13 protein-coding genes and 1 other RNA gene are annotated in these 14,335 nt (G+C 54.9%); 4 read left to right on the top strand and 10 right to left on the bottom strand.

Features of this window, described 5'->3' with window-relative positions:
* Window positions 1-436: 436 nt before the first annotated feature.
* The 3 genes from AQ981_RS09840 to ffs all read right to left on the bottom strand — a co-directional run bounded on the left by AQ981_RS09840 (window position 437) and on the right by ffs (window position 2,426).
* Entirely contained in the window at window positions 437-772 is a 336-nt protein-coding gene (locus tag AQ981_RS09840) for a hypothetical protein (RefSeq protein WP_058911567.1), read from the bottom strand.
* Window positions 769-1,530: a DUF4225 domain-containing protein gene (locus AQ981_RS09835; protein ID WP_058911566.1), complete on the bottom strand. Its 762-nt coding sequence runs from the start codon at window positions 1,528-1,530 to the stop codon at window positions 769-771. The genes AQ981_RS09840 and AQ981_RS09835 overlap by 4 nt, the downstream gene beginning before the upstream one ends.
* A gap of 799 nt (window positions 1,531-2,329) precedes the next feature.
* Window positions 2,330-2,426, bottom strand: an RNA gene (gene ffs / locus AQ981_RS25895) — signal recognition particle sRNA small type.
* A gap of 167 nt (window positions 2,427-2,593) precedes the next feature.
* Here ffs and AQ981_RS09830 point away from each other — a divergent pair.
* Window positions 2,594-2,902: an MGMT family protein gene (locus tag AQ981_RS09830; protein WP_058911565.1), complete on the top strand. Its 309-nt coding sequence runs from the start codon at window positions 2,594-2,596 to the stop codon at window positions 2,900-2,902.
* A gap of 47 nt (window positions 2,903-2,949) precedes the next feature.
* Here the strand turns inward: AQ981_RS09830 and AQ981_RS09825 are convergent, their stop codons facing one another.
* The gene (locus AQ981_RS09825; protein WP_058911564.1) at window positions 2,950-3,522 is read right to left on the bottom strand and encodes a YbaY family lipoprotein; all 573 of its coding nucleotides are present in this window, start codon (window positions 3,520-3,522) and stop codon (window positions 2,950-2,952) included.
* 218 nt (window positions 3,523-3,740) lie between these two features.
* Between AQ981_RS09825 and tesB the strand changes: the two genes are divergently transcribed.
* The gene (gene tesB / locus AQ981_RS09820; RefSeq protein WP_058911563.1) at window positions 3,741-4,604 is read left to right on the top strand and encodes an acyl-CoA thioesterase II; all 864 of its coding nucleotides are present in this window, start codon (window positions 3,741-3,743) and stop codon (window positions 4,602-4,604) included.
* A 175-nt stretch (window positions 4,605-4,779) separates the two neighbouring features.
* Here tesB and amtB read toward each other — a convergent pair whose 3' ends face one another.
* The 6 genes from amtB to cof all read right to left on the bottom strand — a co-directional run bounded on the left by amtB (window position 4,780) and on the right by cof (window position 11,746).
* Window positions 4,780-6,066, bottom strand: coding sequence for an ammonium transporter AmtB (gene amtB, locus AQ981_RS09815; RefSeq protein WP_058911650.1), 1,287 nt, complete (start codon window positions 6,064-6,066; stop codon window positions 4,780-4,782).
* 31 nt (window positions 6,067-6,097) lie between these two features.
* The gene (gene glnK / locus AQ981_RS09810; protein ID WP_058911562.1) at window positions 6,098-6,436 is read right to left on the bottom strand and encodes a P-II family nitrogen regulator; all 339 of its coding nucleotides are present in this window, start codon (window positions 6,434-6,436) and stop codon (window positions 6,098-6,100) included.
* 262 nt (window positions 6,437-6,698) lie between these two features.
* A complete protein-coding gene (locus AQ981_RS09805; RefSeq protein WP_058911561.1) occupies window positions 6,699-8,471 on the bottom strand; it encodes a SmdB family multidrug efflux ABC transporter permease/ATP-binding protein in 1,773 nt (590 codons plus the stop codon).
* Window positions 8,464-10,233, bottom strand: coding sequence for a SmdA family multidrug ABC transporter permease/ATP-binding protein (locus AQ981_RS09800; RefSeq protein ID WP_058911649.1), 1,770 nt, complete (start codon window positions 10,231-10,233; stop codon window positions 8,464-8,466). Before AQ981_RS09800 ends, AQ981_RS09805 begins: the two co-directional genes overlap by 8 nt.
* A 79-nt stretch (window positions 10,234-10,312) precedes the next feature.
* Window positions 10,313-10,774: an Lrp/AsnC family transcriptional regulator gene (locus tag AQ981_RS09795; protein WP_058911560.1), complete on the bottom strand. Its 462-nt coding sequence runs from the start codon at window positions 10,772-10,774 to the stop codon at window positions 10,313-10,315.
* Window positions 10,775-10,927: 153 nt separating this feature from the next.
* Entirely contained in the window at window positions 10,928-11,746 is an 819-nt protein-coding gene (gene cof / locus AQ981_RS09790) for an HMP-PP phosphatase (RefSeq protein WP_058911559.1), read from the bottom strand.
* 103 nt (window positions 11,747-11,849) lie between these two features.
* Between cof and AQ981_RS09785 the strand changes: the two genes are divergently transcribed.
* The gene (locus AQ981_RS09785) at window positions 11,850-13,553 is read left to right on the top strand and encodes an SgrR family transcriptional regulator (RefSeq protein ID WP_058911558.1); all 1,704 of its coding nucleotides are present in this window, start codon (window positions 11,850-11,852) and stop codon (window positions 13,551-13,553) included.
* 66 nt (window positions 13,554-13,619) lie between these two features.
* The gene (gene queC / locus AQ981_RS09780; protein WP_058911557.1) at window positions 13,620-14,315 is read left to right on the top strand and encodes a 7-cyano-7-deazaguanine synthase QueC; all 696 of its coding nucleotides are present in this window, start codon (window positions 13,620-13,622) and stop codon (window positions 14,313-14,315) included.
* Window positions 14,316-14,335 lie beyond the last annotated feature (20 nt).

Genomic DNA, 14,335 nt, shown 5'->3' with positions numbered 1-14,335 from the left:
AACCCACTATTAATAACATCCACTACGAAGTCAGGCATCCTGAGAATATATTACCTGGATAATAGCAAAATAAATTCACAGCGGTTAACAGACTAGCAACAAAACGTGACATTAATATGACAATAAAATGACAGGCAAAGATTTATCGCCAGGTTTTTTCTCAAGCGATAACCACTCTGAAATCAGGGTTTAATTTTGTTCCGGCAGACAACCCCTGAGTCATCAGACCGGCAATCCGGCCAACGCGACCAGCACGACCAGCACGACCAGCACGACCAGCACGACCAGCACGACCAGCACGACCAGCACGACCAGGCTAACCCGTAACCACAGAGAAGCGATGGCGAATCAACGCGTTAGCGGGTCCGTGTTGGTCGCCTGTTGACTGGTTGCTGCCCCCCCGACGATGAAATATTGCCCTTTCCGGTAGCAGAATTTATATATATTTTACAAAGATATTTCGCGGTACTGCCAGCAAGTATAACAGAGAATAAAATAATGCCCCCCAATATATCGAGTCATAAGCATCCACATCGAGATCGATATGTAAGAAACTTTTAGCAAATGCCGTCCCATGCATAAATAAAGCAAACTGTATTGAGGCAGAAAAGATAACGACTAATGAACAAACCACAAATAAAAAATAATTCTTTCTCTTCATGATTTTTATTTTTATTAAAAATAAAAGCAAAAATAATAAAGCTGAGACAAAGTAAAACCCGACAACTGGCCAAATTGTTTGCGAGGAAAAAATTAGCGCCTGTTCAGTCACTGTCCTTCTCCTTTTAAAACATATAATTGCCAGCCTGTACCCACCGAACTTAACGCATCGACACTTAATGCCACAGTCCCGGCTTGCTGCCAACCACGAATATAGTCGGCTCTTATATGCCGGAACAAACTCCAGGATTTCTCTCGTGGTAAGAGTATCTTGCGGTACCCGCCCCAGCCCGTCAATGACAAATCAACGGCGCCATAGACATAATCGCCTTGCTTATTACCATATCCTAATTCATGTGCTACATATCGATATGCATCTCTGACCGTACCAGATTTATTTTTACGGTAAAGAAGGTAATATCCGTTCTCATATGTATTATTTGTTCCATGCAACATCATTGGGATACCATATGAAGCACAAGCTATTCCTAAAGTCGCAGCACACACACCAGCGCCGCTAACAGCCTGAGCACCTCCGGCAACAAAACCTATCTGTGCCAGGGTAAGATTGAGCCTCTTTTCCTTCTGCTCTTTTTTTACTAAAAAATAAGCTTTCGCTTTGTCAAAAGTTAGATACGCATCCTGTTTATTGAAATGTTTTATTTGATTTTCAATAATTTGACTACCACCCGAATACGTTAAGCAATTGATTTCAATTTCATATCGAATCTGCAGGATAAGCTCCTGTACCTCATGGAAGAATTCTGTCGCCCTATGCAATAAATGTTTCATCGCTAACTGGGTTGCAAGCTGTATAAGTTCATCACATTTATCTTCAAACTCATTTCTGTCCATATTATAAGCACACATATAATTATCCTTTTTTATATTAACCCTTAGCAAATTATACTAATCTCCATCAAAGTCGGCAATAATTCCTATAATTCACTGATAGTAGTGTATAGCACTCATATACAAGTTATATTTTCCAAAAGCTATTAAACCGCATTCTATTAGAAAATCAGTATTGACACCACGTCCATGTTTCTACACAAATAGAGGTTACATGACTGAGAAAGATTACTTTTCCCCAAATAATTGATTCATCGTCGAAAAAGGAAAGGAAAAACTATCAAATCACCCTTATCGATATATATTTTCAGCCTCCCCAAAAAATATAACTACATACATAATTATACTTTCAGCTCTCCACAAACATCGTTTCTACTGTAGCACAGCAAAACCTGATGACGAGTATGCCGGGATTCCCTACGATGTAGTATTGATTGCCCTGTACATTTCTGATTTCGCGTTCCTGACAGGTGTGTAAAAGACACACCTACCTATCACGCTATTTGCGGAATATAAAGACCCAGGGGTAATACCAGATCTCATAACGAGATTGAATCGCCACGGATAATCCAGACACTTCCGAGCCATTGTCGCTTCAGTCTTTGAACGCGTACCTAACGCACGACGAAAATCACGGGGTTTACCACAGGGTAAGACGTTAACTTTCCGGTAGTACCAGATCCCATGACAGGAGAGCATAAGGGACATCGTACAGCCTACTGGTGATACACAATTTTTGTACCACTAAGGCTATGGAGGCGGGATTTCAGTACTTTAGACGTTATCTATTAAGGAGTTACTCATAATTGGGTGGGGGCCCTGCCAGCTACATCCCGGCACACACGTCATCTGCTTTGGCTGCTGCCTTCCGGCCCTGACCAGGTAAACAGAGTAGCGTTGCGGGAGAACCAACAGGGCCCCCATTGAGAGCGTTGAGTCTCAACGCGCTGGCGCATTATCCCCATAGCGCCAGGCAATTGCAAGCCGCAGCGGGCTACATGGCGCTTTCTTGCACAAAGCGGACTTCACAGCGCCTGTCGGGATGTTTATCCTGAAACCGCATCCTGAATGGAGAAAGAGCATGGTGGAGGACAGTTTTCCTCAACGGGTATACCAGATTATTGCCGCCATCCCGGAAGGGACGGTGACAACCTACGGCGATGTCGCGCGTCTGGCGGGATCGCCCCGGGCAGCGCGTCAGGTCGGCGGTGTATTACGGCGCCTGCCAGAAGGCAGCCGTCTGCCATGGCACCGGGTGGTGAATCGCCATGGCGCGATCTCGCTGACCGGTCCGGATTTACAGCGTCAGCGTCAGGCTCTGTTGTCAGAAGGCGTTCAGGTTAGCGGGGATGGGCGCATCGATATGCAACGCTACCGCTGGATTTATTAACCCGATGCCGCCCTGTGGCGGCATCAGTAAACAACCGGCAGGGATGATTAGTACTGAGTCGGCGCCGGCTGTGCCGCGGATGGATTGACCAGGGTCGGGGAAGTACCCGGCACTGTCGAAGTCGCTCCACCGCCCTCCTGCAGCGGCATCGCCGTCTGCTGTACCGGGACCAGCGTCAGGTCGGCTTTGGTACCGCCCTGGGTAATCACCTGCTGTACAGTGTCGGTAATGAAGATCAACCGATCGTTCTCGGCGATCGCCGCGCTTAGCAGAATGCGTGCATTAGGCTGAATGTCCGCCGGATTAAACGGCAACACAAAGCTAAACGGCGCCTGTTTCCCTTCGGTTCTTACCACTTTCTGCGACAGCACTTTTGCCGGCGCATCGGCCAGCGATGCATCAGATAACGTTACCGTCAGCACTGAATCCGGCGGCAACGCAATGCGCTGGCGGATCCAGATAGTACCGGATACATTAGGCTGTCTCAGGTCGGCCTGGGAGAGCGCGCCGGCTGTGTAAGGATCGGGAGCAGGCGTCGGTACGTTGGCGCTTTTGTGCTGTGCGCACCCGGCAAGGGCGACGGCAACCGCTAAACCACTTAACATGTGCACGAGTTTCATTAGGTTCTCCTTATTATCTCTGCACCAGCGGGAGTATGATCCCACCAGAATGAGTGGTTGGAACTTAATTTACAGCTTAAGTGTGGCACACATCACTGATTTTTGCCTGGAAGCGCAACGGGATTCAGACTATTGCACCAGCGTGGAATCGATTAATAATCAATTATAATGACCATTCGCTATCGCGCTCGATGGAGTGGATTTACTGAGGATCATCTATGAGTCAAGCACTTAACAAACTTCTCGCCCTGCTTAACCTGGAAAAAATCGAAGAAGGTTTATTCCGCGGTCAAAGCGAGGATCTGGGGCTACGCCAGGTATTTGGCGGCCAGGTCGTCGGCCAGGCGCTGTATGCGGCCAAAGAGACCGTCGCCCCGGCGCGGCTGGTCCATTCCTTCCACAGTTACTTTCTGCGCCCGGGCGACAGCCAGAAACCGATTGTCTATGACGTGGAAGTATTACGTGACGGCAACAGCTTCAGCGCCCGCCGGGTGGCCGCGATCCAGAATGGCAAACCCATTTTCTATATGACGGCCTCCTTCCAGGCACCGGAATCCGGCTTTGAACACCAAAAAACCATGCCGCAGGCTCCGGCGCCCGAATCGCTGCAATCAGAAACCGATATTGCCGGTAAACTGGCGCATTTGCTGCCGCCTCAGGCTAAAGAGAAGTTTTTATGCGAAAAGCCGCTGGAGATTCGCCCGGTGGTTTTTCACAATCCGCTGAAAGGACACGTCGATAAACCGACACGCCAGGTGTGGCTGAAAGCCAATGGTACCGTGCCTGATGAACGACAAATTCATCAGAATTTGCTGGGCTACGCTTCTGACTTCAATTTCCTGCCGACAGCGCTCCAGCCGCACGGCATTGGTTTCCTTGAACCAGGTATCCAGATAGCCACTATCGACCATTCGATGTGGTTCCACCGCCCCTTCGATCTTAACGACTGGCTTCTGTACCAGGTTGAAAGTACTTCGGCATCCAGCGCCCGCGGTTTTGTGCGCGGCGAATTCTGGACCCGTGATGGCGTTCTGGTCGCCTCTACGGTTCAGGAAGGCGTGATGCGCCAGCACAACGTATAAACACCCAAGGCCGGTGGCAAACGTCATGTCATTGCAAACCTGCCGATAACAAATAGCAAAATCAATACATTGCCTTCGGCTTATAAACACAAAGGAGGAAAAAACCAGGTTTTTCCTCCTTTGCAAGCCATCCGCAGCGGAGCCGAAGCTCCGCTTTTCTATTATTGAGATTAACTCAGGCGTTGTAGGCATTCTCACCGTGGCTGTTAACATCCAGCCCTTCGCGCTCCTGCTCTTCCGGCACCCGCAGCCCAACTATCATATCCGCCAGTTTGTAAGCGATATACGCCACCACGCCGGACCAGACAACGGTAATCGCGATACTTTCCAGTTGCACCAGCACCTGGCGCCCCATCGAAACGCCCTCGGCGAAGCCAACGCCGCCCAGCGAAGTGGCGGTAAAGACCCCGGTAAGAATACAGCCGACAATCCCGCAAACGCCGTGGACGCCAAACACATCACAGGGGTCGTCAACGCGCAGCAGGCGCTTAAGCATCGTCACTCCCCACAGCCCTGCCAGACCCGAGGCCAGGCCAATGATCAGCGCGCCGCCGACGCCGACGAAACCGCACGCCGGCGTTACACCCACCAGCCCGGCGATCGCGCCCGAGCAGGCTCCCAGCAAAGAAGGTTTGCCGCGCAGCGCCCATTCGCCAAATACCCAGGAGAGGATAGCCGCCGCCGTCGCCACCACAGTATTCACAAATGCCAGCGCCGCGATTTCGTTAGCCGAACTGGCGGAACCGGCATTAAAACCAAACCAGCCAATATACAGCACCGCTGTCCCCATAAAGACCATCGGCAGGTTATGCGGTTTAAAGGCCTCTTTGCCGAATCCAACGCGTTTGCCGATCAAATACGCCCCCACCAGGCCGGCAACCGCCGCGTTAATATGCACCACGGTACCGCCGGCAAAATCCAGCGCGCCATCAGCGGCAAGCAAACCGCCACCCCACACCATATGAGCAATCGGAATATAAGAGAAGGTCAGCCATACCACCACGAAAATCAGCAGCGCCGAAAAACGAATACGTTCCGCCAGCGCGCCGACAATCAGGCCGACAGTAATACAGGCGAACGACCCCTGAAACGCGACGTGGATATACTGGTAAAACGAGCCGGTCAGCGCTTTTAGGTCGATCCCTTTAAGCATGATCCAGTCGAAATTGCCGAAAAAGCTATTGCCGACGCCGAACGCCAGGGTGTAGCCATATACCACCCACAAAATACACACCAGCGCGAATGAAACCGAAACCTGCGTCAGCATCGACAGAACGTTTTTGGAGCGGATAAGCCCGCCGTAGAACAACGCGATCCCGGGGATCGTCATAAACAGCACCAGCGCGGTACAAATCATCATGAAACCGTTGTCGGCTTTGTCGGCAACGGCAGGCGCGGCGGCGGCAAGCGAAGGCAGAGCAGCCAGAGCGCCGAGGCCTGATAACCAGGTCAGTTTTTTCATCTTATCCATCCCCATTATGCGTAGCCAGAAATTACAGTGCGGATTCGTCGGTTTCGCCGGTGCGAATACGAATAACGCGTTGTAGTTCGGCGACAAAAATTTTGCCGTCGCCAATCTTGCCGGTATAAGCGGCTTTGCTGATGACATCGATCACTTCATCAAGCTGATCGTCAGCGATCGCCACATCGATTTTTACTTTTGGCAGAAAATTGACGCTGTACTCGGCGCCGCGGTAAAGCTCCGCATGTCCCTTCTGGCGACCAAAGCCCTTCACCTCCGTCACCGTTAATCCCTGAATACCAATAGCAGAGAGCGCTTCGCGAACGTCCTCCAGTTTGAATGGTTTGATTACCACGGTAACCAGCTTCATAAATCCCCTCCGTCAGAATTGGGTAATAGCCGCAGCGAACACGAGTCACTCCGTTGAGGTAAAGCAATGGCCGTGCCAGAAATGAAAAACTTGCCGTAAATGCGTATTTACGTTGGGGGCGAACCGGGAAAATCCGCTTCACAGAGGGGAAAATGGGCAGGAAAGACATAAATGGACAAAAAACGCACCATTGTAGTGCGCAGAACCCGGGCGCATTGCACCACCGGCGAAACCGGCAGGCGCAACGCGTCGTTATGGTGCATCAGACGCTGGCGGAAGCTTCCTGCGCCGCCAACTCTTCACCGGCAAGCTGGAGCTGGTACATCTGCCAGTAACGCCCCCTGGCGGCCAGCAGTTGCTGGTGATTACCGCGCTCTTCTACGCGGCCGCGATGCAGCACCAGAATGGTATCCGCTTCAGTGATTGTCGATAAGCGGTGGGCGATCACCACCAAAGTGGTGTGCTGACGAATAAGCTTCAGCGCCCGCTGAATCGCCTGCTCAGTACCAGAGTCGATATTCGCCGTCGCCTCATCAAGGATCAGGATCTGCGGCGCCTCTACCAATACCCGCGCCAGCGCCAGTAGCTGCTTTTGCCCCACCGACAGGGTATTACCCTGTTCGCCCAGGCGGGTATGGATACCCTCCGGCAGTTCGCGCGCCAGCCCGGCCAGTTGCACCGTTTCCAGCGCCTGCCAGACCTGCGCTTCGCTCATCTCCCGACCAAGCGTCACATTGGCGTAAAACGAATCCGCCAGCACCACCGGATCCTGCTGCACCATCGCGACGCCGCGGCGCAGCGCATCATGGCTCAGGCTTTCCAGCGGACGATCGTCGAGACGAATTTCCCCGCGGCTCAGCGGGTAATACCCCATCAGCAGGTTAGCCAGAGTGCTTTTTCCGCTTCCGGTATGTCCAACCAGCGCGACGAAGTTACGCGCAGGGACCCGGAGATCGACATCCTGCAGAACCAGCCGATCGTCCCGGTAAGCGAAGGACAGATCGCGGATATCAATGGTACCGCTCGCCAGCGGGCGTGCGTCATTTCCGTAGTGCTGACGTGGCCGATCCATCAACTCGAATACCCGCTCCCCGGCCACGACCGCCTGTTGCAGCATCGACTGCTGGGTAGTCAGCTCAATCAGCGGTTCGTTAAGCCGCCCGAGGTAGCTGATAAAGGCATACAGCACCCCAACTTCGATTGAACCTTTAGCGCTGAAACCAAACAGCATCAGCAAACCGCACAGCACCAGCGCCGAAAACAGGCTCAGCAATGGCCGCAGCAGCAGGCCATCGAGTTTCAGGGTCTGCATCCGCGCCAGATAATGAGCGCGACTGGCGGCGCCCATCCGCTCGCCAAACCGCGTCTGCTGGCGAAACTGCTGGATAACGCTCATCCCGTTGATCACTTCATTAAAGCTATCGTTGATATCCGCCAGATAGCTGCGCACTCGCCGTACAATTGGCGTACTGTAGCGCTGGTAAATCGCCATCACGATAAACACCGCCGGGAAAATGGCCAGCGCCACCAGCGCCATACGCCAGTCAAGGCTGAACATCGCCACCAGCATCGCGCCAATCAGCGCCGCGCTGCGTAGTACTGTCGCCACCACTGTGACGTACAGATCGCGAATCACTTCCGTGTCATTTGTGACCCGCGAAATTAACTGCCCCACTGGCTGAACATCGAACTCACTCAATGGCTGGCGCAGCGCAGCGTCCATCACATCGCTGCGCAGTTGTTGTACCACCCCGACCGCCGCCCGGTTAAACAGCAGCGACTGCCAGTAATGCAGCGAAGCCGCGAGTAATTGCAGCAGAATGTAGGCCGCGGCTAACCCCGCCACCAGCCCAGGCGGCAGGCGGCTCTGCGCCACCAGATTATCGATAAAATAGCTAATCAGTAGCGGGCCACTGACCTCAGCAATCGCGGCAATCCACAACAGCGCTACTGCCAGCATCAGCGGTCGTCGCCACGGGGAGCCATAAGCCAGCAGACGTTTCAGGGTCGGCCAGAGTTGCCCAAAATTACGCATCGGCCACCTCATTCGCCTGCGGAACCTCATCCAGCGCGGCCTCCAGTTGTTGATAACGGTACATATCGCGATACCAGCCGCGCTGCGCCGCCAGCGTCTCGTGGTCGCCGCGCTGGGCGATGTGACCGTGTTGCATCACCAGGATCTCCGTCGCCTCGGTCAATGCCGACAGGCGGTGGGCGCTGATGATAACCGTGCGTCCCTCCCCCCACTGGCGCAGGTTGTGCAGAATCTGGTGTTCTGTGCGACCGTCCACTGCGGAGAGCGCGTCGTCGAGAATGAGGATTTCCGCCTCCAGCAGTAGGGCGCGCGCGATCGAAATACGCTGTTTCTGCCCGCCGGAAAGCATCACCCCGCGTTCGCCGACCTGAGTGTCATATCCTTCAGGCAGGCGTAAAATATCTTCATGCACGCAGGCCAGCTGGGCTACCTGCTCAATATCCTGCTGCGTCGCGTCGGGCCTGCCGAGGGCAATATTGCTGGCGACAGTATCGGAAAACAGAAAAGGCGTCTGACTGACCACCGCCAGACGGCTGCGCCAGCTGTTAATGCGCAACTGACTCAGCGGCAGGTTGTGAAAACGAATCTCCCCCTGCTGAATGTCATAATGGCGCTGAATCAACGCCAGCAGCGTACTCTTCCCGGCGCCGGTCGGTCCGCACAGCCCGAGCATCTGGCCCGGGCTGAGGGAAAAATTAACCAGCTCCAGCGCCGGTCGCTCCGCCTGCGGATAGCAGAATGCCGCGATATCCACCTGTAGCGTTCCACGCCCGGCGGGCAGTTCCCCCGCGCCATCGACCACTACCGGCGCCTCGTCAAGCAGGGCGCGAATACGGCTGTAAGCGGCGCTGCCGCGCTCGACAATATTAAACATCCACGCCAGCGCCAGCATCGGCCAGATCATCAGCCCAAGATACATGGCAAAACTGGTCAGTTGCCCGAGGGTCATCGCGCCGTTAACGACCATCCAGCTACCGCCGCCGATAGCCAGCAAATTAGCCATCCCGATTGCAATGTAGATGGTCGGATCAAAGCGCGCGTCCACCCGGGCAACGCGCATATTTTTCTCGCCGGTTTCCCTGGCGTCAGCGGCAAACAGCGCTGACTGACGATCCTCGAGGCCAAACGCCTTAATCATCCGGATACTGGTCAGGCTCTCCTGAGTACGGTCATTAAGGGAGGAGAACGCCGCCTGCGCCAGCTTAAAGCGCTCATGCAACAGGTCGCCGTAGCGTTTGATGAACAGCGCCATCACCGGCATCGGCAGCAGCGCCAGCAGCGTCAACTGCCAGCTTATCTGGGTGCTCATCACAATCAGCACCGCGCACCCCATAACCAGCGAATCCACCAGCGTCAGCACCCCCTCCCCGGCGGCAAATACCACCCGGTCGACATCGTTGGTGGCGCGCGCCATCAGATCGCCGGTACGGTGACGCAGATAAAACGCCGGATGCTGGCGGCTCAACTGGCGATAGAAATCTTCACGTAATTCAACGGCAAGCCGATAAGACGCGCCGAACAGCAGCACGCGCCATACATAACGCAACAGGTAAACCACGACCGCGATCAAAATCATCACCCCAATCCACATCAGCACCTGGCTGCCGGTGTAAAGATCGCGGGTGACGCCATCAACAATCACTCCCACCAGCCGGGGGGGAATGAGCTGTAACATAGCGATGATAATCAGCAGGGCCACAGCGCCTGAATAGCGGCGCCACTCCCGGCGGAAGTACCAGCTTAACTGAACAAATAGTCGCACGCGGTTGTTATCCTGAATGACCTTCAACTGTATGGATAGCAGAAGATTTGAGCATATCCGGAGGCCGTGAACAGAGAAATCATCCGTCCAGCGGCAGGGCTGTTGTGTATTTTATCTGTTCCATCGCAAAACTCGAAGTAACATCGCTCAGTCCAGGCACCCGGTTCACCAGACGTTTATAAAAATCGTCATAGCGCTTCATATCCGCCACCTGCACGCGCATCAAATAATCATACTCCCCGGCCATGCGCCAGAACCCGAGGACTTCCGGCAGATCTTCCACCGCCTGTACAAAGTCGCAATACCAGGATTTGCTATGATGCTGGGTTTTAATTAACACAAAAGCCGTCAGGCCCAGGCCGACCTTTTCCGCATCAACCAGCGCGACATGGCCGCGAATAACCCCCTCTTCTTCGAGACGTTTCAGGCGTTTCCAGCACGGGGTGGTGGTCAGGTTTACGGCATCCGCCAGCGCCTGTAGCGAGAGGGTACAGTCTTTTTGCAGCAGCGCCAGCAGCTTGCGATCTGTTTTATCTATCATTGCCCTGCTCCGGAGAAATTTTTTCTATTATAGCCACACCATGCAGGCTAAAGCGCGGCATTTTAGCGCCAGTCCACGGCGAGGAACGGTAAAATCACCGGCGACAAAACAAAAAAAGCCGGGATAGTTCCCGGCTTGCTGAAAGGGCCTTGTTCATTCGGGGGAATAAGTAAGGTTTTTTTGATCCAGCCAACTCGTCAAATAATGTGAAACCGCCTGCTGATTGCAGTGGCCTATCACGGGTAGATGGGGGAGCTCCGCCTTCAGTTGCGGCATGGCATTACCCATGATGAAACCATGCCCCACCAGCGACAGCATTTCCCGATCGTTCATCGCATCGCCAAACGCCATACAGTCGCTCAGCGCAATGCCCAGCCTTTCGCCAAGCACTGCCAGCGCCGCCCCTTTATTACAACCCCGGGGTAACACTTCCAGGCAGTCAAAAGCCGAAAAGCACAGGTGCGCCGCATCGCCAGTGCATTGAGCAAGCTGCTCCTGCAACTGGCGCAGATCGTCATGGTCGCCGCAAAAACAGATCTTGCTGACCAGATGCGCCGGGATCGTTTTCAGCTCCGTTAGCTGGTAACGGAATCCGCTCAGCGCATGGGCTGCCAGCATCTCCGGGCGCGACTCCCCGGTCAGCCAGCCGCTGTCATTAAAAACGTGGACGCTGGCCCGGGTATTCCAGTTGCGCTGCAATACTATTTCCGCCACTTCCGGCGCCAGATCGTGACGGTATAATACTTCTCCGTCGGCGCTGTGGATACGCGTGCCGTTGCCGGTGATCATCCAGGCATCCAGTTCATAGCCGGCAAGCAGATGACGCATTTCCAGAGCATGCCGGCCGGTGGCGAACGCCAGCGTGACATCGTAATCCCGCAGCCGCCGCAGAGTGCGAATGGTTTCATCGCCAAGACGATGATTCGCCATCAGCAAAGTCCCATCCATATCAAAAGCCGCCAGTCGCGCCATTGCCACTCCCGTTTGTGATGCCGGTAACATGCCGGAAAGTATTACCTGTTATATACGGAACTAATAGTGAATAGTTGGAGAAAATTGTTCCGGGTTTTCTGACATGCGCTTACTGAACCGACTCAATCAATTCCAGCGCCTGTGGTCCCCCTCACAGGGGCAAATCCAGCAGGTAACGGTCGCGGAGCTGGCGACCCGCTGCTACTGTAGCGAACGCCATATCCGTACACTGCTGCGTCAGTTGACCGACGCCGGCTGGTTAAGCTGGCAGGCCAGCTCCGGCCGCGGTAAACGCGGCACGCTGACCTTTCTCGCCACGCCGCAGGAGGTCAGGGCGTCGATGATGGAAAGTGTGCTCAATAAAGGCCAACAGCAGAATGCGCTGGAGCTGGCGCAACTGGCGCCGGAACAGTTACGCCAGGCTCTGCAGCCGTTTCTGGGCGGACACTGGCAGAACGATACGCCGACGCTACGCATCCCCTATTACCGCCCCCTGGACGCGTTGACGCCCGGTTTTCTTCCCGGCAGAGCGGAACAGCATCTGGCCAGCCAGGTTTTCGCCGGTTTGACCCGCTTTGACGACAGCCACTCACAGCCACAGCCCGATCTTGCCCACCACTGGACAATTTCCGCGGATGGCCTGTGCTGGCAGTTTGTGATTCGCTCCACGCTGTTCTGGCATAACGGTGAGAAAGTCACCACCGACCAGCTCCGGCGCCGTCTGCAACAGTTGCTAACGCAACCGGCGATGGGGCGCCTGTTTGCCAGCGTGAAAAAAATAGATATCCCTCATCCCTGGACGCTGCGCTTCCTCCTCCACCGTCCCGATCGCTGGCTGGCGCACCGGCTTGCCAGCTACTGTAGCGGTCTGGCGCACCCCGATGACCCGCAAACGGGCTGCGGCCCCTGGCGTATCACCCGTTTTGGCGCATCGCTGGTGCGGCTGGAAGCGCACGATCGCTACCATCTGCAGCACCCGTTCCTCGCCGCCATTGAATACTGGATCACCCCACAATTGTTCGACAGGGAACTGGGTACCAGTTGTCGCCACCCGGTGCAAATCGCTATCGGCCAGCCGGAAGAGCTGGTGCACCTGCGGCCAGTCAGCAACAGCATCAGCCTGGGGTTCTGCTATATGGCGATTCGCCAGAACAGCGCCCTGTCGGTTTCCCAGGCAAAATGGCTAATGGCCCTGATCCATCACAGCGATATCCTGAATACTTTACCGCTCAATGAATCCCTGATAACTCCCAGCGCCAGCCTGCTTCCTGGCTGGCCGGTACCGGAGATGGAGGACGTTGAGCCTGTCCCGCTGCCGGAAACCCTGACCCTGCTCTACCATCTGCCGGTGGAGCTCCACATCATGGCGCAACAACTTCGTCTGCACCTTGAGCGCTACGGCTGTCGGTTAGAAGTGCTATTTCACCCGGCCAAAACCTGGGAAGGGTGTCAGCGCCTGGCGCAGGCAGATATCGTGATGGGCGACAGGCTAATCGGCGAATCGGCGGAATACACCCTTGAGCAGTGGCTGCGCAGTGATACGCTCTGGCCTCACCTGCTCACCGGCTCCCGCTATGCGCATCTGCAGGCTACGCTGGATGCTGTACAAAGTCTCCATGGCGAAACCTCGCGCTGCGAGAGTCTGGCATCAGTCTTCAGCGCGCTGATGGAGGACGCTATTCTGACCCCACTGTTCAATTATCGTTACCAGATCAGCGCGCCGCCGGGGGTTAACGGCATTATGCTCAACGCCCGTGGCTGGTTCGATTTCAACAGGGCCTGGTTGCCGCCGCCGGAAATCCCGTGAAGGAGCTGGTCGCCGGCGCGGATGAGCGGTACCATACGGGCCTTTTTATGAGAGACGGGGTTATCTATGAAACGCGCAGTTGTGGTATTCAGCGGCGGACAGGATTCCACTACCTGCCTGATTCAGGCGCTTCATCAGTACGATGAAGTGCACTGTGTGACGTTCGACTACGGGCAGCGCCACCGCGCAGAGATCGACATCGCCCGTGAGCTGGCCGCCACCCTCGGCGCCCGGGCTCATAAGATACTGGACGTCACGTTGCTCAACGAACTGGCGATCAGTAGTCTGACCCGGGACAGTATTCCGGTGCCGGACTACCAGCCTGACGCCAGCGGTATCCCGAACACCTTTGTACCTGGGCGCAACATTCTGTTTCTGACGCTGGCGGCGATTTATGCTTATCAGGTTCAGGCGCAGGCGGTGATTACCGGCGTTTGTGAAACCGATTTCTCTGGCTATCCGGACTGTCGCGACGAATTCGTCAGGGCGCTCAATCATGCGGTGACGCTGGGCATGGCGCGAGATGTGCGTTTTGAAACGCCGCTGATGTGGCTGGATAAAGCGGAAACCTGGGCGCTTGCCGATTACTGGGGAAAACTCGATGTCGTGCGCCTCAATACCCTGACCTGCTATAACGGCATTGCCGGCGAGGGATGTGGCGAGTGTGCGGCCTGCCATCTGCGTGCGCACGGCCTGCAGCGTTACCTGGCAGACAAAACGGGCATTATGGCGGAAATGAAGCGTAAAACCGGCCTGTGCTAGCTCTGACGGAACGCGGGCTT

Source organism: Entomohabitans teleogrylli, from assembly GCF_001484765.1.
Classification (GTDB): domain Bacteria; phylum Pseudomonadota; class Gammaproteobacteria; order Enterobacterales; family Enterobacteriaceae; genus Entomohabitans; species Entomohabitans teleogrylli.
This window is presented reverse-complemented; position numbering and strand designations above follow the sequence as displayed.